The 19653-nt window shown below is 61.0% G+C and carries 18 protein-coding genes; 15 read left to right on the top strand and 3 right to left on the bottom strand.

The genetic code is table 11. The annotated features are described in order from the left end of the window. Window positions 1–187: 187 nt before the first annotated feature. Window positions 188–1015 carry a M23 family metallopeptidase gene (locus HKD46_RS14595; RefSeq protein ID WP_010673811.1) on the bottom strand — a complete coding sequence of 276 codons (828 nt, stop codon included), beginning with the start codon at window positions 1013–1015 and terminating at the stop codon, window positions 188–190. A 484-nt stretch (window positions 1016–1499) separates the two neighbouring features. On the opposite strand from HKD46_RS14595, the gene HKD46_RS14585 reads away from it, so the two are divergent. After that, a complete protein-coding gene (locus HKD46_RS14585; RefSeq protein ID WP_042880272.1) occupies window positions 1500–2282 on the top strand; it encodes a BPSS1780 family membrane protein in 783 nt (260 codons plus the stop codon). A gap of 60 nt (window positions 2283–2342) precedes the next feature. Here HKD46_RS14585 and HKD46_RS14580 read toward each other — a convergent pair whose 3' ends face one another. Continuing rightward, a complete protein-coding gene (locus HKD46_RS14580; RefSeq protein ID WP_041212561.1) occupies window positions 2343–3257 on the bottom strand; it encodes a LysR family transcriptional regulator in 915 nt (304 codons plus the stop codon). Between the two features lie 120 nt (window positions 3258–3377). Between HKD46_RS14580 and HKD46_RS14575 the strand changes: the two genes are divergently transcribed. From HKD46_RS14575 to oxyR, 3 genes are all read left to right on the top strand, one after another. Beyond that, the gene (locus HKD46_RS14575) at window positions 3378–4235 is read left to right on the top strand and encodes a Vmh family MBL fold metallo-hydrolase (RefSeq protein WP_010673815.1); all 858 of its coding nucleotides are present in this window, start codon (window positions 3378–3380) and stop codon (window positions 4233–4235) included. A 74-nt stretch (window positions 4236–4309) separates the two neighbouring features. Then, window positions 4310–4954 (top strand): DsbA family protein, encoded by a 645-nt coding sequence (locus HKD46_RS14570; protein WP_010673816.1) that lies wholly within the window; start codon window positions 4310–4312, stop codon window positions 4952–4954. A 129-nt stretch (window positions 4955–5083) separates the two neighbouring features. Next, window positions 5084–5980 carry a DNA-binding transcriptional regulator OxyR gene (oxyR, locus tag HKD46_RS14565; RefSeq protein WP_010673817.1) on the top strand — a complete coding sequence of 299 codons (897 nt, stop codon included), beginning with the start codon at window positions 5084–5086 and terminating at the stop codon, window positions 5978–5980. 70 nt (window positions 5981–6050) lie between these two features. Here oxyR and HKD46_RS14560 read toward each other — a convergent pair whose 3' ends face one another. Beyond that, on the bottom strand, window positions 6051–8540 hold the full coding sequence (locus HKD46_RS14560) for a penicillin-binding protein 1A (protein ID WP_010673818.1): 2490 nt from the start codon (window positions 8538–8540) through the stop codon (window positions 6051–6053). Window positions 8541–8838: 298 nt separating this feature from the next. On the opposite strand from HKD46_RS14560, the gene tapM reads away from it, so the two are divergent. From tapM to HKD46_RS14505, 11 genes are all read left to right on the top strand, one after another. Then, window positions 8839–9900 carry a PilM family type IVa pilus assembly protein TapM gene (tapM, locus tag HKD46_RS14555; RefSeq protein WP_171865584.1) on the top strand — a complete coding sequence of 354 codons (1062 nt, stop codon included), beginning with the start codon at window positions 8839–8841 and terminating at the stop codon, window positions 9898–9900. Continuing rightward, window positions 9888–10445 (top strand): PilN family type IV pilus biogenesis protein TapN, encoded by a 558-nt coding sequence (gene tapN, locus HKD46_RS14550; RefSeq protein WP_161470102.1) that lies wholly within the window; start codon window positions 9888–9890, stop codon window positions 10443–10445. The genes tapM and tapN overlap by 13 nt, the downstream gene beginning before the upstream one ends. Before the next feature lie 8 nt (window positions 10446–10453). Continuing rightward, complete coding sequence (gene tapO / locus HKD46_RS14545) at window positions 10454–11050, top strand: PilO family type IV pilus biogenesis protein TapO (RefSeq protein WP_041212566.1); 597 nt, start codon at window positions 10454–10456, stop codon at window positions 11048–11050. A 2-nt stretch (window positions 11051–11052) separates the two neighbouring features. Next, entirely contained in the window at window positions 11053–11580 is a 528-nt protein-coding gene (locus HKD46_RS14540; RefSeq protein ID WP_039039609.1) for a pilus assembly protein PilP, read from the top strand. A 16-nt stretch (window positions 11581–11596) separates the two neighbouring features. Beyond that, window positions 11597–13822, top strand: a complete 2226-nt coding sequence (locus HKD46_RS14535; RefSeq protein ID WP_053288716.1) for a type IV pilus secretin PilQ — start codon at window positions 11597–11599, stop codon at window positions 13820–13822. A gap of 191 nt (window positions 13823–14013) precedes the next feature. Continuing rightward, window positions 14014–14532 carry a shikimate kinase AroK gene (gene aroK, locus HKD46_RS14530; RefSeq protein ID WP_010673824.1) on the top strand — a complete coding sequence of 173 codons (519 nt, stop codon included), beginning with the start codon at window positions 14014–14016 and terminating at the stop codon, window positions 14530–14532. Between the two features lie 17 nt (window positions 14533–14549). Next, complete coding sequence (gene aroB, locus HKD46_RS14525) at window positions 14550–15632, top strand: 3-dehydroquinate synthase (RefSeq protein WP_039039582.1); 1083 nt, start codon at window positions 14550–14552, stop codon at window positions 15630–15632. Next, window positions 15622–17178: an SPOR domain-containing protein gene (locus HKD46_RS14520; RefSeq protein ID WP_053288714.1), complete on the top strand. Its 1557-nt coding sequence runs from the start codon at window positions 15622–15624 to the stop codon at window positions 17176–17178. The genes aroB and HKD46_RS14520 overlap by 11 nt, the downstream gene beginning before the upstream one ends. 70 nt (window positions 17179–17248) lie before the next feature. Next, window positions 17249–18121, top strand: coding sequence for a Dam family site-specific DNA-(adenine-N6)-methyltransferase (locus tag HKD46_RS14515; RefSeq protein ID WP_029314124.1), 873 nt, complete (start codon window positions 17249–17251; stop codon window positions 18119–18121). 201 nt (window positions 18122–18322) lie between these two features. Next, window positions 18323–18997: a ribulose-phosphate 3-epimerase gene (rpe, locus tag HKD46_RS14510; protein ID WP_010673828.1), complete on the top strand. Its 675-nt coding sequence runs from the start codon at window positions 18323–18325 to the stop codon at window positions 18995–18997. Continuing rightward, window positions 18984–19649, top strand: coding sequence for a phosphoglycolate phosphatase (locus HKD46_RS14505; protein WP_010673829.1), 666 nt, complete (start codon window positions 18984–18986; stop codon window positions 19647–19649). The genes rpe and HKD46_RS14505 overlap by 14 nt, the downstream gene beginning before the upstream one ends. Window positions 19650–19653: the final 4 nt, after the last annotated feature.

The raw sequence follows: 19653 nt of genomic DNA, 5'->3' as shown, positions 1-19653 counted from the left end.
GAGGACAGGCGTGAATGAAGTCGAGAGCTTGGTCGATACGCATAAAAAAATCCGAAACCCAACAAGGAGTTTCGGATTCTTACACAGCCTGAGGATCGGTCAATGGATCCTTAACTGATCGGCATTACAGCCTTGGCTGCCTTTTTCATTTTGAGTGCCCCTGCCTGTGGGCGGCAGGTCGCCGGCCTCAGGGCTTGAAGGCGCCGATAAAGATGGCGGGGTCGACGCGGGCGTCGTTGAGGCTGACGTTCCAGTGCATGTGGGGACCGGTGGCGCGGCCGGTGGCGCCGACCCGGCCGACGATGCCGCCGCGGGGCAGGCTCTGGCCCAGCTTCACGTCCACCTTCGACATGTGACAGAACATGCTGATGAGGCCCTGGCCGTGGTCGACGAACACCGTATTGCCGTTGAAGAAGTAGTTGCCGATGAGGATGACCTTGCCAGCGGCTGGTGCCTTGATGGGAGTGCCGGCTCCGACCGCGAAGTCGAGGCCGGAGTGGGGGTTGCGCTCCTCGCCGTTGAAGAAGCGGCGCAGCCCGAAGGGGCTGGAGAGCGGGCCCTGGACCGGCTTGTCAAACAGCAGGTTGCTCGGCTGAGCCGGGCTGAAGGTCTGGTAGGCGCGGGTCTGTTCGGCAAGCTCCCGGTTGATGCGGGTCATGTCTTCGGCCAGCGGATTGACCTGGCGGCTGTTCTTGAGCTTGATGTGCTGCTCACGGTAGTGCTTGGTGCCGACCTTGAAACTCAAGGTGCGGCCATCGCTGGTGGTCACCTGATGGGGGCCGGGCGCGCTCTTGAGCGGGATGCCGACGATGGCGATCCACGTCTTCCCGTCTTCCTGTACCACCAGCACAGGCTTGTCCTGATAGCGCACTGCGGGCGCCTTGGCCCCGCTTCCCAGTGGTACCACGGCCACGCCCCCCGGCACCGGGTGGTTGAGCAGGCGGCTGATAAACCCCGGTTCGGCGTGAAGCGCAGGGCTGCCGAGCAGCAGGAGAAGAAAGAAGAGGCGGCGCATGATGGCTCCATCGGATCAGGGGGAAAGCAAGAGGGGGGAGATGATGCCACATTCTGGCGGTGCTGTCCGTCAACCGTGGCCGATAAACTCATCGGCTGCGGCCCAGAAGGACGCAACGGACACGCCATTGCAGCGAGGTGAATGCTCTGGTTGCGGGTGCCCGCCTTCCCTTCGACCTTGCCAGCCTGAGCAGGGGCCGCTGCGCTACCGCATCTTGGGGGCGCTCGCGAGCGACAACCGCTTCATCACCACCAGCCTGGTCGAGGTCGGGGTGGGCATGGCCGGACAGGGGCCCTGACCCCTATTCCATTCGATACCGCCATCGCGGTACCCTACTCGGCGGCGACCCAGGTCACCGACTGCAAGATGAGGCTCTCCCCGACCCGGTTGCCGGGCCAGGTAGTACGCACCGGCCCCATCATGGTCACGGTGAGCGTGCCCTGGGGAGACGCCGCTTCGCCCCTATTTTTCGACGAGGTCAATGATGAACAGTGACAGGGCCCTGCGCCGCGAACCCAAACGCCATGGCATAGGACAGGGCTGGATCTGGATCCGCACCGGATTCGACATCTTCAACAAGGGGATGGGTGCCAGCGTGGCCATGATAGTGCTCTGGTTTGTGGTGGGCATCGTGCTGGATCAGCTGCCGGCGGGGGGCTTGATCTCCCAGTTGCTCTACATGGTGTGGGGGGCTGGCTGGGTGGCGGTGGCGCGGCGGGGTCACCATGGCGAGGCGCTGCAATTTGGCGACTTCTTTGCCGGTTTCCGCCATCGGTTGACCCCCTTGATGCTGGGGGGCCTGATGGTGCTCGGCCTCATCATGGGGATCCTGATGATCTGTGTGTTCCTGCTGCACCAGTGGGGACTCACCGGCCTGTTGTCCGCTGATCCGGGCTCCCTGGCGCTGACCCCGGAGCAGGCACAGGGCTTCCTCGTCTGCGCCCTGGTGGGATTGGCACTGTTCGTTCCCGTGCTGATGGCCATCACCTTCGCCCCCGCCCTTATCCTCTTCCATCAGGTCGGGGTCTGGCAGGCAGCCATGCTCAGCTTCAAGGGATGTCTGCGCAACATGTGGCCCTTCCTCTGGTGGGGGCTGCTCGGGGCCGTGCTGATCTTCTTTGGCGCACTCCTGATGCTGGTGGGCCTGCTGGTGGTGCTGCCTGCCATCAACTACTCCATCTATGCCGCCTATCACGACATCTATCTGGAGGATCAGGAGGCCGAGGAGGGAGAGACCCCGGTCAAGGCATTCGGTTTCGAAGCCTGACCGGCACAGGATGGAGCAAAGAGGGGCCGCGAGGCCCCTTTTTTGTGCGGCTCGCAGGGATCAGAGAGAGGGAGGGGCTTCCTGCCACAGGGGATCGTCCGCCATCCGCTCCACGAGAAAGTCGAGGAAGCTGCGCAGCAGGGGGGACATCTGTTTGCGGGTGCCATAAACGGCATAGACGCCGAGGCGCTTGGGCTGCCACGGGGTGAGCAGGGGGACCAGTGCGCCGCTTGCCAGATGGGGGTGAACCGAGTAGGCGGGTTGCAGGCTGATCCCCGCCCCGTCCAGGGTGGCGGCCAGCAGCAGGTTGGAGATGTTGGCGCTGAGGTTGCCGCTCACCGGGACGGATTCGGGACCATCGGGCCCCAGAAACTCCCACAGGCTCTTGCCGAAATAGGTGTAGGTGAGGCAGTTGTGCAGTGCCAGATCCTGCACCTGCTGCGGCAGGGCATGGCGGGCCAGGTAGGCGGGGCTGGCGCACACCACCGAGTGGCAGGTGCCGAGCCTGCGGGCCACCAGGTTGGGATCGAGGTCGTTGGTGATGCGCAGGGCGAGATCGATTCGCTCCTCCACCAGATTGACCGTCCGGTCCAGCAGCAGGATGTCGATCGCCGTGCCGGGGTAACGGGCCAGGTAGTCGTTCGCCGCCCCGACCAGCAGGGCTTCGGAGAGAGAGTAGCTGCAGGTGATGCGCAGTTGCCCCTTGGGGGCCTCGTCATGGCGGATGGCCAGGTGTTCCATCTCTTCCCCCAGGGCCAGCATGGCTCTGGCCCGGTTCAGCGCCTCTTCTCCCGGCCCGGTCAGGCTCAGCCGGCGGGTGGTGCGGTGCAGCAATCTGGCCCCCATCCAGCGTTCCAGCTCGGCCAGGTAGCGCGACACCATGGCGCGGGACATCTCCAGTTTCTCCCCGGCGCCGCTCAGGCTGCCCTGTTCCACTACGCAGACAAAGACCCGCAATGCGGTCAGCCTATCCATCTTGTGCCCCTATATGCTCGATTTGTGCAACAGTGATGCGCCCATTATGCGGTATTTGTATCGATGGTGATGCAATAAACTGCGCTCATTCCATTAATCCACACCGATGAGCGTTATCTGATGAACAACACACTGCGTACCCTGACCCTGACCAGCCTCCTGATGACGGGTTCCGCCCTGGCGGCCCCCCTGACCGTGACCGTCTACAACCCCGGCGAGAAGGCCATCTTCCCCGTCTCCTCCTCACTGGTAACCGGTGACAAAGAGGCCATCCTGATCGATGCCCAGTTCGATGTGCAACATGGTCAGGCGCTGGTGGACATGATCAAGAAGAGCGGCAAGAAGCTGACCACTGTCTATATCAGTGCCGGTGACCCCGACTTCTACTTCGGTCTGGAACCCGTCATGGCGGCGTTCCCGGATGTCAAGGTGCTGGCCGACCAGCATGTGGTCGACCATATCAAGCAGACCAAGGATGCCAAGCTGAGCTACTGGGGCCCGATCCTGGGCAAGGATGCACCCAAGAGCCTTACCGTGCCGCAAGTGATGACGGCCAGCCACCTGACGCTGGATGGCGAGAAGATTGAAATCAAAGAGATGAACACCCCGAATGCCTACCTCTGGGCCCCTTCCATCAAGACGGCCTTTGGTGGTGTGCCGGTCTACAGCGGCGTGCACGTCTGGATGGCGGACAGCCAGTCCAAGGCCGCTCGCAGCCACTGGGTCAAGGCGCTGAACAATCTGCTGGCGCTGAAACCTGAGCGCGTGGTGCCGGGTCACTTCCTGGGGACTGCGCCCAAGGGTACCGAAGCCGTGACCTTCACCCGTGACTACGTGCAGCGCTTTGAGCAAGAGCTGGCCAAGACCAAGCACTCCGGCCAGCTGATTGAAGCGCTGAAGAAGGCTTACCCCTCCCTGCCGGTCGATGATGGCCTGGCCATCGGTGCCAAGGTCAATACCGGCGAGATGAAGTGGTAACTCCCTGACGCCTACATCCCTGTGTTTTTTTCCGGGCCCGAGGGCCCGGTTTTTTATCCAGCATTGAAGCGAGAATGATGATGAACGAAGCGCAAACAACCCTCCATTATGTCTATGACCCCCTCTGTGGCTGGTGCTATGGCGCCGCCCCCCTGCTGAAAGCCGCTGCCGAGATCCCGGGCCTTCGCATCGAACTGCATGGGGGGGGCCTCTGGATGGGCGCCAGGCGCCAGGCCATGGGACAGCCCCTGCGGGACTATGTGCGCCCCCATGACGAGCGCATCCATGCCCTCACCGGACAGCGCTTTGGTGAGCGCTACTTCAACGAGCTTCTGCTCAACGAGTCACTGCTCCTCGACTCCGAGCCGCCCATACGCGCCGTTCTGGCGGTGAGCGAGCTTGGCGGCGACGGCCTTGCCTTGTTGCACCGCATCCAGGAAACCCACTACCGGGATGGGGAATGGGTCGGTTCCCCGACACGGCTGGCGGCGCTCGCGCGGGAGCAGGGGCTGACACCGGAAGCATTCGCCCTGGCCTTTGGTCGGGTCGATCTTGTGGGCCATCTGGCCACAAGCCAGGCGTGGCTGCGCCGGCTCGGCGGGCAGGGGTTCCCGACCCTGGGATTGATGCAAGGGGAGCGCGTCGTTGTGCTGCCTGTCTCCTCCTATCTGGGAGAGCCAGCGGCGTTCGCGGATCACATCACCTCCCTGATGGGGTGAGTCTCTCGCCCATCGCCTGCGGCTTGTCAAAGGAGAGGGAGAGGGCAGACCCGTCTGCGCGCCTCCCTTGTCCCCCGCACCGTTCTTGTGCATGCTATCGGCCTCATTGAACGGCAGGATGCAGTACCTATGAACCTTCGCGATCTCGAATATCTGGTAGCGCTGGAAGAGGAGAAACACTTTCGCAAGGCAGCGGAGCGCTGCTTTGTCAGCCAGCCGACCCTGAGTGGTCAGCTGCGCAAGCTGGAAGATGAACTGGGAGTGATCCTCATCGAGCGCACCTCCCGCAAGGTGCTGTTCACGCCCGCCGGCGATGCCATGGCCCGTCAGGCGCGCAAGGTGCTCAAAGAGGCGCGAGAGCTCAAGAGCATAGGCCAGCACTTCGCCGAGCCCATGTCCGGCGAGATCCACATCGGTTTCATTCCCACCGTGGGCCCCTACCTGCTGCCCCACATCATCCAGGATCTGCGTGAACACTTCCCCAAGCTGGAGTTCTACCTCTACGAAGATCAGACCCAGGTGCTGCTCAAGCGGCTGGAGGAGGGGGAGCTGGATTGCCTCGTGCTGGCGGAGCTGGAAGGGATGGAGGGGTTTGGCGCCATCCCCCTCTATCAGGAGCCCATGTGGCTGGCCGTGCCTCAGCATCACCCGGAGGCGAGCGCCAAGGCGGTGCCCCTGCACAATCTCAAGGGCAAGAAATTGCTGATGCTGGCCGACGGTCACTGCCTGCGGGATCAGGCGATGGGTTTCTGTTTTGCCGCAGGCATCGGTGAGGATCAGCGCTTCAAGGGCACCAGTCTGGAGACCTTGCGCAACATGGTCGCCGCTGGCAGCGGCATGACGCTGGTGCCCAGGCTCGCCGTGCCCGCCAACCCGGAGGAGGGGGGTGTCAGCTATCGCCCGGTAATCAACCCCGTGCCGGGGCGCACCATCTCCCTGCTCTATCGTCACTACTCGGTGCGCCGCCCCTGCTTCAATGAGCTGGCGGCCCGCATCTCGAGTCTGATGAAAGCCCTGCTGGGCTGACGCAGCCCGCTCGTCATCCCGAAACAAAAACCGGCGCCTGGGCGCCGGTTTTTGTTGTTTCCAGGGGGACCTAGAAGATGTCGTCGGTGGAGACGGGACCGTCTGTGGTCGCATCGTCACCGCCATACACCTGGTTGCCATCGGAGATCTGGCTCGCGTAGCGGGTGGGCTCTGTGCCCTCCTTGAAGAACTCCTCCGTAGTACTGCCATCGGCGCGATTGGTCAGCAGACCGGTTTCACGATCGATGCGGACCTGCATGATCCCTTCGGGGACCGGCATCTTGCGCTCGGGCACCTGTTGCAGAGCCGTCTTCATGAAGTCAATCCAGATGGGCTGGGCGGCACCACCGCCAAACTCGGCCCGGCCCAGACCGCGCTGGTGGTTGTCAAAACCGATCCAGGAGGTGGCCACCAGATTCGGGGTATAGCCGGAGAACCAGGCATCCCGGGATTCGTTGGTGGTCCCCGTCTTGCCCGAGATGTCGTGACGCTTGAGGTCACGGGCTGCCCGCCAGCCGGTACCACGCCAGCCATTGCCACCCCAGATGGCGGTGGTCAGGGTGTCGGTGATGAGGAAGGCGCTCTGGGCGCTGATGGTCTGCGGTGCCATGTTGTTGGGCACGACAGGATCGATGGGGCACTGGGCCTTCCAGTCTGCCGTGGTATTGGCATAGGCATCCGCGCTGTCGAGACCGGCGGCGGCCAGCACGCCGCAGTCGCGGCAGGCGGCGGCCGGGTTGGCCTCGAACAGGGGGGTGCCGAAGCTGTCAGTCACTTCGGTAATGAAGTAGGGGGTGACCTGGAAGCCGCCATTGGCCAGCACCGAGTAGCCGCGCACCACTTCCAGCGGGGTGAACTCCGCCGCACCCAGCGCCAGGGATTCGTTGGCGGAAATGTGATCACGGGCGAAGCCGAAGCGGGTCAGGCCGTCGATATAGGTATCCAGCCCGATGGCGCGCATCAGGCGGACCGACATCACGTTCTTGGACTTGGCAAGGCCGAGGCGCAATGTGGTCGGCCCTTCATAGATGGCGGGCGAGTTCTTGGGCTGCCACATGGGGCCCTTGGCAGGATCCCACTGGTTGATCGGTGCATCGTTGATGAGGGACGCCAGGGTATAGCCCTGCTCCAGCGCGGTGGCATAGAGGAAAGGCTTGATGTTGGAGCCGACCTGACGACGGGCCTGATCGACCCGGTTGAACTTGGAGAGCTCGAAGCTGAAGCCGCCGACCAGGGCCTCGATGGCGCCGTCTTGCGGGTTCATGGCCACCAGGGCGGCGTTGACGTCGGGGATCTGGGAGAGCAGCAACTCTTCCCCCTTCTCCCTGACCCAGATCTGGGCGCCGACTTTCAGTACATCCCGCGCCGATTTCGGGGCAAAGCCCTGGCGATCGTCGGTGATGAAGGCACGCGCCCACTTGATGCCATTCCAGCCCAGTTCGGCCTGTTTGCCATTCTTGAGCACCAGGGTGGCGCTCTTGTCGCCGAGCTGGGTGACCACGGCGGCCATCAGGGGCTGATAGGTCGGCTGCTTGGCCAGATGGGCCATGATCTGCTCGTAGTCCCAGGCCGTTTCACCGGCTTTCCACAGCAAGGCGGTCGGGCCACGGTAGCCGTGGCGGGTGTCGTAGTCGAAGACACCGTCCAGCAGCGCCTGATGGGCGGCGCGCTGACGCTTGGCGGTGACGGTGGTGTAGACGTGCAGCCCCATGGTGTAGGCATCTTCACCAAACTGCTCCACCATCTTCTGGCGTACCATCTCGCTCAGATAGGGGGCGTTCAGCGTAGTTTCGGCACCGTGAAAACGGGCCTTGACCGGCATCTTGGAGGCTTCGTCATACTGGGCCTGGGTGATCTTGCCGGTTTCCAGCATGCGACCCAGTACCACGTTGCGGCGGGCGAAGGCGCGCTCCGGGGAACGGATCGGGTTCAGCATGGAGGGGGCCTTGGGGAGACCCGCGATGATGGCGATCTCGTCCAGGGTCAGATCTTTGACCTCCTTGCCGAAGTAGACCTGGGCGGCCGCGCCGACCCCGAATGCCCGGTAGCCGAGGGGGATCTTGTTGAGATAGAGGGTGAGGATCTCGTCCTTGGAGAGGTTCTGCTCGATGCGCCAGGCGAGGAACACTTCCTTGATCTTGCGTACAAGAGTCTTCTCGTTGCTCAGGAAGAAGTTGCGAGCCACCTGCTGGGTAATGGTACTGGCGCCCTGGCGCGCCTGGCCGGAGACGGCCCAGACGGTGGCGGCACGGATGATGCCGATGGGATCTATGCCCGGGTGCTCATAGAAGCGGGCATCTTCGGTGGCGAGTACGGCATCGATCATGGACTGGGGAATTTCGTCCAGCCGCAGAGGGATGCGACGAATTTCGCCAAACTGGGAGATCAATTCCCCGTCCCGGCTGTAGACCTTCATGGGGGTAGCCAGTTTGACATCGCGCAGAGCGCTGACGTCCGGCAACTGGGGCTTGATGTAGAAGTAGATGCCGATGAGGCTGGCAACGCCCAGCACAGCACCCAGCATCATGACAATAAACAGGCGAACGAGCCATTTCAGCATGGAAGAACTACCAATCGTCTTAAAATTAGCCAACGGGCGCAGAGTATAGCCTTTTTACCCTCGCGGATTCGAGGTTTTCCTCTCCGCAAACAGGCGACCCCGAGAAGAGGCGGGAGGGTAGCACTCCAGGGCACAATTACCAAGGGGGCCGCAATCAAGGCCGAAAGGAGAGGGGCGTCAACTTTTGACACAAACTTTATGACATTGATAGATAGAGCATTATATTGAGTTAAGCCGTCACATCATGACGCGCTGTCCTACAATAAGTCCGAAAACCCAATAACGCATGGATGTGTATATGTTTGGGCTATTAAGTAAGGGATCCCTCGTCTCCTTGGCGGGCATTGATTTTGGCAGTCAAACCATCAAGGCCGTCACCATCAGCGGACGTCCCGGCAAGGTGCACCTCGGTTCGGTTGCCGAGATCCCCATGCCAAGGGGGACGCTGGTCGACTATCAACTTCAGGACATTGAACGGGTCAGTCAGTCCCTCAAGTCGCTCAAGCGGCTCGTGCAAGGGGATTGCCAGAACGTGGCCACGGCCGTGACCGGTTCCAACGTCATCACCAAGATCATTCAGGTCGATACCAACATCAACGAGAGCGAGCTGGAGAACCAGGTTCACCTGGAGGCTGAGCAGCTCATCCCCTTTCCCCTTGATGAAGTGAGCCTGGATTTTGAAATCCTCGGCATGGCGGGCGACAACGGGCGTCAGGAGGTCCTGCTCAGTGCCGCGCGGACCGAGAGCGTCAGTGGCCGGGTCAGTGCCCTGACGGAGGCAGGCATGACGACCATGGTGGTGGATGTGGGGGCCCATGCGCTCGGACGCGCCGTGCTGGCCTGCCTGCCCGACCTGCAAACCTCGGAGAAACCGGTTGGCATCGTCGACATCGGTGCCAGCGCCCTGACTTTCGCCGCCCTGCTACGGGGCCAGGTCATCTATTCCCGGTTGCAGAATTTTGGTGGTGATCAATACAGCCAGGCATTGGCCTCTTTTTACAGCATGAGTATGGAAGAGGCGGAGCTGGCTAAGCTCCAGGGCTCCTTGCCTGCGGATCATGAGGTGGATGTCCTGTTGCCTCACCTCAGCACCCTGGTGTTGCAGATACGGCGCAACGTGCAGCTGTTTTGCAGCTCTTCGGGGAACAAGGAGCTCTCCAGGCTGGTGCTGACCGGAGGGGGGAGCCTGCTGCCGGGGCTGGCCGGACAAATCGGCAGCGAGCTCAACTGCGAGGTGCTGCATCCCGATCCCTTTGCACTCTTTGGCAAGCCGCAGGGAGAGGGGGGGCTGACTCATGGGGCCAAGTACATGACGGCGCTCGGGCTGGCACTGAGGAGCTTCACACCATGTCAAATATAAACCTTCTGCCCTGGCGGCAGGCTCGGGCGCAGCGTCAGAAGAAACAATTCGGCATCCTGTTCGGTCTGTTCCTGGCGGGGACGGCAGCCATCGCCTTTGCCGCAGACTGGCTGGTGCAGCAGCAGATCGGTTACCAGCAGCAGCGCAATCAGCGGTTGCAGCAGGAGATGGCAACCCTGGACACCCAGCTTGGGGAGATCAGGCTTCTCAAGGAACGGCGCAAGGAGTTGATTGACCGCATGCAACTCATCGAGCAGTTGCAGATGCGCCGCAACATCCCTGTGCGTCTGTTCAATCAGCTGCCGGTGCTGGTCCCCAACGGGGTGTATCTTGATAGCCTTGCTCTGCAAAACAACAAGATAGACGTGAAGGGAAAGACTGAAGCCTATGGCAGGGTAGCCAGCATGATGCGCCGAATCGACGGTTCCGGCTGGCTGACACAATCCCAGCTCAGCACCATTTTCACGGCCGAGGTAGCCCCCATCGCCCTGAGCCAGTTCTCCATGATGTTCCAGATTGCCACGGCGCTACCCAACGTGGCTTAGGGGCAAAAATGAACCTGCAACAACTCAACGACCTGGATCTCAATGACATTGCCCGCTGGCCGCCGATCGCCAAGGGCATCTTTGTCTTCTTCTGCTGTGCTCTGCTTGGCGGGGCACTCTATTACTACGTGATTGCCAATTCCCTGGCGGCTCTGGGTCGTGAAGCCGCAAAAGAGACCGAGCTCAAGGGACAATTCGAGAGCAAGGCCATGCTGGCCGCGAACCTAGAGGCATACAGAAAGCAGATGGTCCAGCTGGAACATCTGGTCGACACCCAGCTCAAACAGCTGCCCAACACCCACGAAGTCGCCGGTTTGCTGGATGACATCAGCTTCATTGCCACCGACAACGGTTTGACATTGAACAGGATCAACTGGGAGCCAGAGGTGAAACACGAGTTCTCCACCGAGCTGCCCATGCGCATCGAGGTCGTGGGCACCTATCACGAACTTGGCAAGTTCACGGCGGACATGGCTGCTTTGCCGCGCATCGTGATCCTGGATTCTTTCCAGCTCAGCCAGGGGAAGGGGGGGGAGCTGATCGGTATGTCCATGCAGGCCAAGACCTACAAGTACAACGGCAAAACCGTGGAGAAAAAGCCATGAGCATGAGAGCGGGCGTACTTCTCTTGTCGGCGCTGCTGTTGACGGCCTGTGGGGGACAGGAGGACATGGATGAATATGTCAAACAGACCAAGGCCAGAAAGCCGGTACCGATCGAACCTTTGCCGGAGATAAAGCCCTTCTCTCCCATGGTCTATCAACGCAGCGATCAGCGCAGTCCGTTCATTGCACCCCAGCCGGAAACCAGTTCCAGGCTGGACGCCAAGGCCAAGCCGGACTGTGCCCAGATAGTGGCCAATCGGGAAAAGGAGGTGCTGGAACGCTACTCGCTTGCCAGCCTGAGCATGAAAGGCTCCATCGGCAAGCAGGGGCAGTTGTGGGCATTGATCAAAACCCCGGACGGGCAAGCCGTGCGCGTCGGGCTCAACCAGCACATGGGGCTGGATCAGGGCAGGGTCATCAAGATAACGAACACGCATGTTGACTTGATGGAGACGGTACCGGATGGCAAAGGATGCTGGGTCACCCGAGAAACCCAGCTGGCCATGGCCAATCTCGACGCAAAACTATGATCAGGGATGAGCAGAGATGAGAACAACAATAAGAAGGATGACCGGTGTGGCGCTGCTGTGGCTGGGCGGATGCACTCAGGTGTGGGCAGTACCCGCGTTGCAGGAGGTCAAGGTGAATCCCCTGCTGGCCGATCAACTCCTGCTGGAGCTCAGCTTCAGCGAACCGGTCAGCGGTTTTACGGACAGGTTGACCTATGAACCCAATCAGCTTCTGCTGCACGTACCCGGGGCCATCGGTGCCCTGACGGTCAATCCCCTGCCCATCAAGCAGCAAGGGGTGAACAACCTCCTGGTTGAGGGGAAGGGGCAGGGGCTCGACATCAAGATCGCCCTCGATCAGCTCACCCCCTATCAGGTCCATCAGCAGGGCAATAAATTGCTGGTGGCGCTGGGAGACAAGGCAGGGCAGCCGGTCGCTTCCTCGGCGGCGCCTGTTGCAGCCAGCCAGTCTGCGCTCGTCAGAAGCCAGCCGGTGACTCAGTCTGCATTGATTGACACCCAGCGAGTTGCCCAGAACCAGTCCCAGTATCAGGCTCAGCCTGCCGTGGCTGCCACGCCTACTGTGGCTCCTTCGCCCGTTGCCCCCAGCAAGCCGGTGTTGTCCGTGTCTCAGGCAAACATGGGTGGCGCATACTTCAACTCGGTCAAGGGCGTGGATTTTCGTCGTGGCAAGGAGGGGCAGGGGGAGTTCCTCGTGACGCTGGACAACAGTTCGGCGGCGGTGGATGTCAGCAGCCGTGGTCAGAAAGTGCTGGCCAAGTTCCACGGTACCCGGGTGCCTGATGATCAGCTCAACCTCATCAATGTGCAGGACTTTGCTACCCCGGTCTCCCAGGTGGAGGTGTTCCGCCAGGGCAATGACACCCTGTTCGAGCTCTCGGTGAACGGCCAGTTTGACTACCGTTACGATCAGGCCGACAAGATGTTCATCATCGAGGTGAAAAAACGGGTGGCCACCACGGCGGCGAAGCAGTACCAAGGCAAGCCCATCTCATTGAACTTCCAGGATATTCCTGTTCGTACCGTGTTGCAGATCATCGCCGATTTCAACAATCTGAATCTGGTGACCACGGACTCGGTCTCCGGCAACATCACGCTGCGTCTCGATGGCGTGCCCTGGGAGCAGGCGCTGGACATCATCCTCAAGGTCAGAGGGCTGGACAAACGGCTGGACAACAACATCCTGCTGGTGGCACCGGCGGACGAGATTGCCGCTCGCGAGAAACAGCAGATGGAGAGCCGCAACCAGGTGGCGGATCTCGCTCCCCTCTACACCGAGTATCTGCAGATCAACTATGCCAAGGCATCGGAAGTGGCGGCCCTGCTCTCCTCCGAGAGCACCAAGCTGCTCTCCCCCAGAGGGGCGGTCAGCGTGGATGAACGTACCAACGTGCTGGTGGTCAAGGACACGGCGGATGTCATCAGCAACGTCAAGCGGATGCTGGATATCCTCGATATCCCGGTCAAGCAGGTGGTGATCGAGGCGCGCATGGTGACCATTGATGATGGTTTCGATGAGGCACTGGGGGTGCGCTGGGGTGTGACCAAGACAGACGGTCATGGCAACGGCACCTCGGGTACCATAGAGGGTAATGATGGCGCCGGAAACAATGATGGCAGTTCCACCATCACTCGCCCCAACGTAGAAGACAGACTCAACGTCAACCTGCCGGTGACCAACGCGGCCGGCACCCTGGCGTTCCAGGTTGCACGTCTTGCCAATGGTACCCTGCTGGATCTTGAACTCTCTGCTCTGGAAAAGGAGAGCAAGGCCGAGATCATCGCCAGTCCGCGTGTCACCACGGCCAACCAGAAGCCGGCCCTGATCGAGCAGGGGACCGAGATCCCCTATGTGGAGTCCTCTTCCAGTGGGGCGACTTCGGTCACCTTCAAGAAGGCGGTGCTGAGCCTCAAGGTCACGCCGCAGATCACCCCGGACAACAGGGTGATCCTGGACTTGACCGTGACTCAGGATACCAAGGGTGAAACCGTGCCGACCGGGACCGGGGATGCGGTGTCCATCAACGCCCAGTCCATCACCACCCAGGTGTTGGTCAACAACGGTGAAACTCTGGTGCTTGGCGGCATCTATCAACAGACCATCAAGAGCGATGTCAGCAAGGTGCCGCTACTGGGGGATATCCCTGGGTTGGGCTATCTGTTCAAGAAAACCACCAGTGAAAACAAGAAGCGTGAACTGCTGATCTTCGTGACCCCGAGGATAGTGACCGACGCCCTCTGAAAACTTTACTTGTGAGAGTAAAACACATATAACCTTACGCCCCGATGAGGCTGGGGCGTAAGGGCTGCGGTTGCCAGTCCTGGTTTCTACTGAGATAATCCCCCTCCTGATCCAACGCAAGATAAGGTTCATAGGTACCCCGGTCGAGTGTTTACCGGGGCCATACAGTTTGTAATTACTAACGAAAAGACATGGCTGAGAAACGCAATATTTTCCTGATAGGTCCCATGGGTGCGGGCAAGAGCACCATAGGTAGACATCTGGCAGAACAACTGCACATGGAGTTTTTCGACTCAGATCATGAGATTGAGCGCCGCAGTGGTGCCGATATTGGCTGGGTGTTCGATGTTGAAGGCGAAGAAGGCTTCCGGATCCGCGAAGAGAAGGTGATCGGTGAGCTCGCCGAACAGCAGGGTATCGTGCTGGCAACGGGTGGCGGTGCCATCAAGAGCCGTGAAACCCGCAACAAACTCTCCGCACGCGGCATCGTGGTCTACCTCGAAACCACCATTGAAAAGCAATTGGCGCGAACCCAGAGAGACAAGCGTCGTCCCTTGCTGCAAACCGAAGAGCCGCCCCGTGAAGTGCTTGAGCGTCTTGCGCAAGAGCGCAACGCCCTGTACGAAGAGGTTGCCGATTTTGTCATCCAGACGGATGACCAGAGTGCCAAAGTTGTCGCTAATCAAATCGTCAAGTTGATTGGTATGTAATTCATTAGAGGACGTCCATGGAAAGGTTGAAGGTCGAACTGGGTGAACGCAGCTACCCGATAGAGATAGCTGCCGGTCTGCTGCAACGCCCCGAGGTACTGGCGCAGACGATCAAGGGCAAGCGGGTCATGATAGTGACCAATACCGTGGTCGCGCCCCTGTATCTTGAACAGATCATTCAGTTGCTGTCCGGTTTTCAGGTGGAACACCTGATCCTGCCCGATGGCGAGGCCTACAAAACCCTGGCGACCTTCGAGCGGATCATGTCTGCTCTGCTGGAAACCAGCCATGGTCGTGATACCACTCTGATCGCTCTGGGGGGCGGTGTGATAGGTGATGTTGTCGGCTTTGCTGCGGCAAGCTACCAGCGAGGCATTCCGTTTATTCAGGTGCCTACCACGCTGCTCTCCCAGGTTGACTCTTCCGTCGGCGGCAAGACCGCCGTCAACCATCCCCTCGGCAAGAACATGGTGGGTGCCTTCTATCAGCCCAAGCATGTGATCATCGATACCGACTGCCTCAAGACCCTGCCTGCCCGGGAATTTGCCGCCGGCATGGCCGAGGTGATCAAATACGGCATCATCTGGGATGCCGCCTTCTTCTCCTGGCTTGAAACCAACATGACCCGCCTGCAGCGCCTCGACGGTGATGCACTCTCCTATGCCATTCGCCGCTGCTGCGAGATCAAGGCCGATGTGGTCGGTCAGGACGAGACCGAGCACGGCGTGCGCGCCTTGCTGAACCTGGGACATACCTTCGGCCATGCCATCGAGGCGGAGAAGGGTTATGGCAACTGGCTGCACGGTGAAGCCGTGGCGGCGGGAACCATGCTGGCGGCCGAGACGGCCCTGGCCCGTGGCGACATGACGGCGCAAGAGGTGGCACGAGTCCGCGATCTGCTGTTGGCCGCCGATTTGCCGGTCAAGGCACCGTCCGATATGGATTTTGCCGCCTTCATTCGCCATATGCGCCGTGACAAGAAGGTGCTGGAAGGCAAACTGAGGCTGGTGCTGCCGATCGGGATCGGACAGGCCCAGGTCGTGGCCGATGTGACAGACGAGCAATTGATGGCGGTGATCGAGTCTGGTCGTGACCACTAATAAATTGCTCAAACTGCCTTCTCAGCGGCAGTTGGTTGACCGGCTGCTGCACCTGATCGAGTTCAACCACCCCTTTGTTTTTCTCTCCGGCAAGCCAGGCAGTGGCCGTGGCACACTGTGCGAGTCGCTGCTTGCCCAACTGCCCGATGCGGTGCGGGTGGCCAGCCTCATCGGCAGCCCGTCCATGAAGATGGCGGATGTGCGCCAGTTGCTGTTGCAGCAGGTGGTGGCTCGTCCCCTGTTCAACGCGCAGGATGCCCTGGCGGACAGCTTCTTTCGCATGGTGGGTGACAAGCCTGCCAGACTGCTGCTCATCATCGAACGTGCCGATACCTTGCCTGCCGAGCTGGTGGGGGAGTTGTGGGCGCTCTGTCGTCACAACGATACCCTGGCATCTCCTCATAAACTGGCCATCCTGCTCTCGGGTGATGACGCCTGGTGTCGCAACCAGAAGGCGCTCCTCAAGGGACGGGCCATGCCAGCCCTCGAGCTGGAAGTCGCGCCACTGAGCGCTCCTGAGCAACGTATCTTCTTGTATGAGAAGGCCAAAGAGCTCAAGATCCCGACTGCCCTCTTGCCCAAGCCGAAAGTGGAAGAGATCCTGAATGGGGCGGGCGGACATCCGTCAGCCATCATGCTGTTACTGGAGGATACCATGACCGACAGAAGGCCCAAGAAACGTCAGGCCGAGTTGCCCGTCAAGAAGATAGCGATCGTGCTTGCCCTGGTGGCGGGCGGGTTGCTGGCCCTGAGCTATCTGCCCCTGTTCGACAGTGCAGGCCAGGACCCCGCCCAGGCTCCGTCCCAGGGGATGGCGTTGCCCGATCCCGTCTCAAGCGATCCTGTGAACGTCGGTGCGGCGAGCGGGGCCTTGAGTACTCAGGCGAACAGTGGCGCCGCTGCCATCCCGTCAGGGAATCAGGTTGCCCGCGATTGGCAGTCCGATGCCAAGCCCTTGCCCAAGAAGGTCGAGAGCGAGACGGTCACCACGGAGTCAACCAACTATGAGGGGCGCCGGGTCGTCATCTCCGACGAAGTGGTCGAGAAATTGATGAACCAGCCGAACGTCAGCGGCGCCTTGCCCACGGCCGTGGTGGATGAGCTGGTGGGGAGCGGTTCCCGTGCGGTCCCGACCGGAACGACGGCCCAGGTCAAGAATCCGGCCCTGAACAGTGTCCCCGCCCGGACAGAGGCTCAACCGGCCAGTGGCGCGCAGACAGCGCCGGTCGCGGCCCCAGCGGCCAAGGTGGCATTGACGCCGGTGGCGACTCTCAACAAGAAGCCGAAGAATCACTACAGCATCCAGTTGATGGGGGCGAGCAACACCAAGGCTGTAGACAGCTTTGTGGCCGAGCATGGCTTGGCGGGCAAGGTGTGGGTCTACAAGACCCGTTTCCGTGGCAGTCCCTGGTATGTGGTGGTGCAGGGAGACTACGCCAGCAGTGCCCAGGCCAAGGCGGCCATTCGCAAGCTGTCGCCTGCCTTGCTCAAGGGACAACCCTGGCCCAAGTCATTCGCCCAGATACAAAAAGAATTGAAGCAATAGCCAGCCACCCGAAGAAGGGGGTAGAATCACCCCCCTTTTTTGGGCATAGCCTTGTCAACACCGGACTTCCATGAAAAAAACACGCGCGTTTTTAAAATGGGCCGGGGGAAAATACTCCCTGGTCGAAGAGATCGCCGAGCGTTTGCCGGCCGGGCGTGTGTTGCTGGAGCCCTTCGTCGGGGCGGGATCCGTGTTTCTCAACACGGATTACGACGCCTATGTGCTCAACGACATCAATCCGGATCTCATTGGCCTCTACAACCACCTCAAGCAGCAGCCGGACAGCTTCATCAGCGAGGCCCGCAAGCTGTTCGTGGCCGAGCACAACCACAAGACCGCCTATTATCGGCTCCGTACCCAGTTCAACCAGACCGCGGCCGGTTTTGAACGGGCTCAGTTGTTCCTGTTTTTGAATCGCCATGGTTTCAACGGCTTGTGCCGTTACAACAAGAAGGGGGGGTTCAACGTTCCCTTCGGTTCCTACAAGAAGCCCTACTTCCCGGAGAAAGAGCTGTGGGCGTTTGCCGAGAAGGCGCAGAAGGCGACGTTCATTTGTGAAAGCTATGCCGACGCCATGGCCCGTGCAGAGGAAGACTGGGTGATCTACTGCGATCCGCCCTATGCCCCCCTCTCCACCACGGCGAGTTTTACCACCTATTCGGCAGGCGGTTTCACCCTGGACGATCAGGCGCTGCTGGCCAGGCTGGCTCGCCACACCGCCGCCCATAAAGGGGTGCCCGTGCTCATCAGCAACCATGACATCGAGTTGACCCGCGAGCTCTATCGTGGCGCCCGGCTCGACGAGATCCTGGTCAAGCGCACCATCAGCCGCAACGGCGGTGGTCGCAACAAGGTGGCCGAGCTGCTGGCGCTCTATCCGCCCGGCATCGAGCCCGAACAGGGCTATTATCCCGGTGAGGCGGAGCTGGTTGCCGTCGGCTGAGTGAACAACGGTCCCTGAGGGGCCGTTGTCATTTCTGATGCGGCCTCTGGCGATCCCGCTGGCATTCTGTGAGACGGGCCTGGCATCGTGTGCCAGCCATGGTGCCGGAGCGGCGTGTTCTGTAGATGCGGGTCGTTTTCATCGCCCTTTTGCGATAAAATTGCGCCGTTTTTTCTGCCACGCTGCCAATGGATGACGCTGATGAAAGACTTTCTGATTGCCCCCTCTATCCTCTCCGCCGACTTTGCCCGTCTGGGTGAGGATGTGGCCAAGGTGCTGGCCGCCGGGGCCGACGTGGTCCATTTCGATGTGATGGACAACCATTATGTCCCCAACCTGACCATAGGCCCCATGGTCTGTCAGGCGCTGCGCGATTACGGTATCGAAGCGCTCATCGACGTGCACCTGATGGTCAAGCCGGTGGATCGCATCGTGCCTGATTTTGCCAAGGCAGGTGCCAGCCTGATCACCTTCCACCCGGAAGCCTCCGATCACGTGGATCGCACCCTGGGCCTCATCAAGGAGCAGGGTTGCCAGGCTGGTCTGGTGCTGAACCCCGCGACCCCGCTCACCTGCCTGGAGTACGTAATGGACAAGCTGGACGTGATCCTGCTGATGTCGGTCAACCCGGGTTTTGGCGGTCAGAGCTTCATCCCCGGCACCCTCGACAAGCTGCGCCAGGTGCGTCGCCTGATCGACGAGAGCGGCCGCGACATTCGCCTGGAAATCGATGGCGGCGTCAAGGTCGACAACATTCGCGAGATTGCCGAGGCGGGTGCCGACATGTTCGTGGCGGGCTCTGCCATCTTCGGCAAGCCGGATTACAAGGCGGTGATCGACCAGATGCGCGCGGAGCTTGCCCATGTCCGTCGCTGATCGCCCCTTTGACCTGGTGCTGTTCGATCTGGATGGCACCCTGATTGACAGCGCCCCGCAACTGGCGCTGGCGGTCAACCGTACCCTGGCGGAGCTGGGGTTGGCCGAGGCCGACGAGTCCGTGGTGCGTACCTGGGTCGGCAACGGCGCCGACAAGCTGATCCAGCGGGCTCTCGATTACCGCGACGCCCCGGAGCAGTTTGCCAAGGCCCGCCCCCTGTTCGACCGTCACTATCAGGCCTGTCTGCTGGAAGGCCTGGCCATGTATGACGGAGTGGCCCGGAGCCTGCGCCGTCTGCAGGGGCTGGGTTACCAGCAGGCCGTGGTGACCAACAAACCGAGTCACTTCGTGCAGCCCATTCTGGAGGCCCTCGGCATCAGCGACTGTTTCGCACTCTGGCTCGGGGGCAACTGCGTACCCGTCAAGAAGCCAAGCCCGGAGCCGCTGTTGCACGCCTGCCACGAGCTGGGTGTCAGCCCGTCCCGCACCCTGATGGTGGGGGATTCCGAAAATGACGTACTGGCCGCCCAGGCCGCCGGCATGAAGGTGGTGGGGCTCACCTATGGCTACAACTATGGCCGCCCTATCGCAGACTCGCGCCCCGACTGGGTTTGCGAGCAGTTTGCCGAACTCGACGCCCTGCTGGTCTGATCCC

Source organism: Aeromonas sp. TW 6, from assembly GCF_013168745.1.
Taxonomy (GTDB): domain Bacteria; phylum Pseudomonadota; class Gammaproteobacteria; order Enterobacterales; family Aeromonadaceae; genus Aeromonas; species Aeromonas caviae.
This window is presented reverse-complemented; position numbering and strand designations above follow the sequence as displayed.

Bases quoted from the DNA above. Each gene is read 5' to 3' on its own strand.
- HKD46_RS14595 (WP_010673811.1), bottom strand. From the start codon at position 1,015: ATGCGCCGCCTCTTCTTTCTTCTCCTGCTGCTCGGCAGCCCTGCGCTT.
- HKD46_RS14585 (WP_042880272.1), top strand. From the start codon at position 1,500: ATGAACAGTGACAGGGCCCTGCGCCGCGAACCCAAACGCCATGGCATA.
- HKD46_RS14580 (WP_041212561.1), bottom strand. From the start codon at position 3,257: ATGGATAGGCTGACCGCATTGCGGGTCTTTGTCTGCGTAGTGGAACAG.
- HKD46_RS14575 (WP_010673815.1), top strand. From the start codon at position 3,378: ATGAACAACACACTGCGTACCCTGACCCTGACCAGCCTCCTGATGACG.
- HKD46_RS14570 (WP_010673816.1), top strand. From the start codon at position 4,310: ATGATGATGAACGAAGCGCAAACAACCCTCCATTATGTCTATGACCCC.
- oxyR (WP_010673817.1), top strand. From the start codon at position 5,084: ATGAACCTTCGCGATCTCGAATATCTGGTAGCGCTGGAAGAGGAGAAA.
- HKD46_RS14560 (WP_010673818.1), bottom strand. From the start codon at position 8,540: ATGCTGAAATGGCTCGTTCGCCTGTTTATTGTCATGATGCTGGGTGCT.
- tapM (WP_171865584.1), top strand. From the start codon at position 8,839: ATGTTTGGGCTATTAAGTAAGGGATCCCTCGTCTCCTTGGCGGGCATT.
- tapN (WP_161470102.1), top strand. From the start codon at position 9,888: ATGTCAAATATAAACCTTCTGCCCTGGCGGCAGGCTCGGGCGCAGCGT.
- tapO (WP_041212566.1), top strand. From the start codon at position 10,454: ATGAACCTGCAACAACTCAACGACCTGGATCTCAATGACATTGCCCGC.
- HKD46_RS14540 (WP_039039609.1), top strand. From the start codon at position 11,053: ATGAGAGCGGGCGTACTTCTCTTGTCGGCGCTGCTGTTGACGGCCTGT.
- HKD46_RS14535 (WP_053288716.1), top strand. From the start codon at position 11,597: ATGAGAACAACAATAAGAAGGATGACCGGTGTGGCGCTGCTGTGGCTG.
- aroK (WP_010673824.1), top strand. From the start codon at position 14,014: ATGGCTGAGAAACGCAATATTTTCCTGATAGGTCCCATGGGTGCGGGC.
- aroB (WP_039039582.1), top strand. From the start codon at position 14,550: ATGGAAAGGTTGAAGGTCGAACTGGGTGAACGCAGCTACCCGATAGAG.
- HKD46_RS14515 (WP_029314124.1), top strand. From the start codon at position 17,249: ATGAAAAAAACACGCGCGTTTTTAAAATGGGCCGGGGGAAAATACTCC.
- rpe (WP_010673828.1), top strand. From the start codon at position 18,323: ATGAAAGACTTTCTGATTGCCCCCTCTATCCTCTCCGCCGACTTTGCC.
- HKD46_RS14505 (WP_010673829.1), top strand. From the start codon at position 18,984: ATGTCCGTCGCTGATCGCCCCTTTGACCTGGTGCTGTTCGATCTGGAT.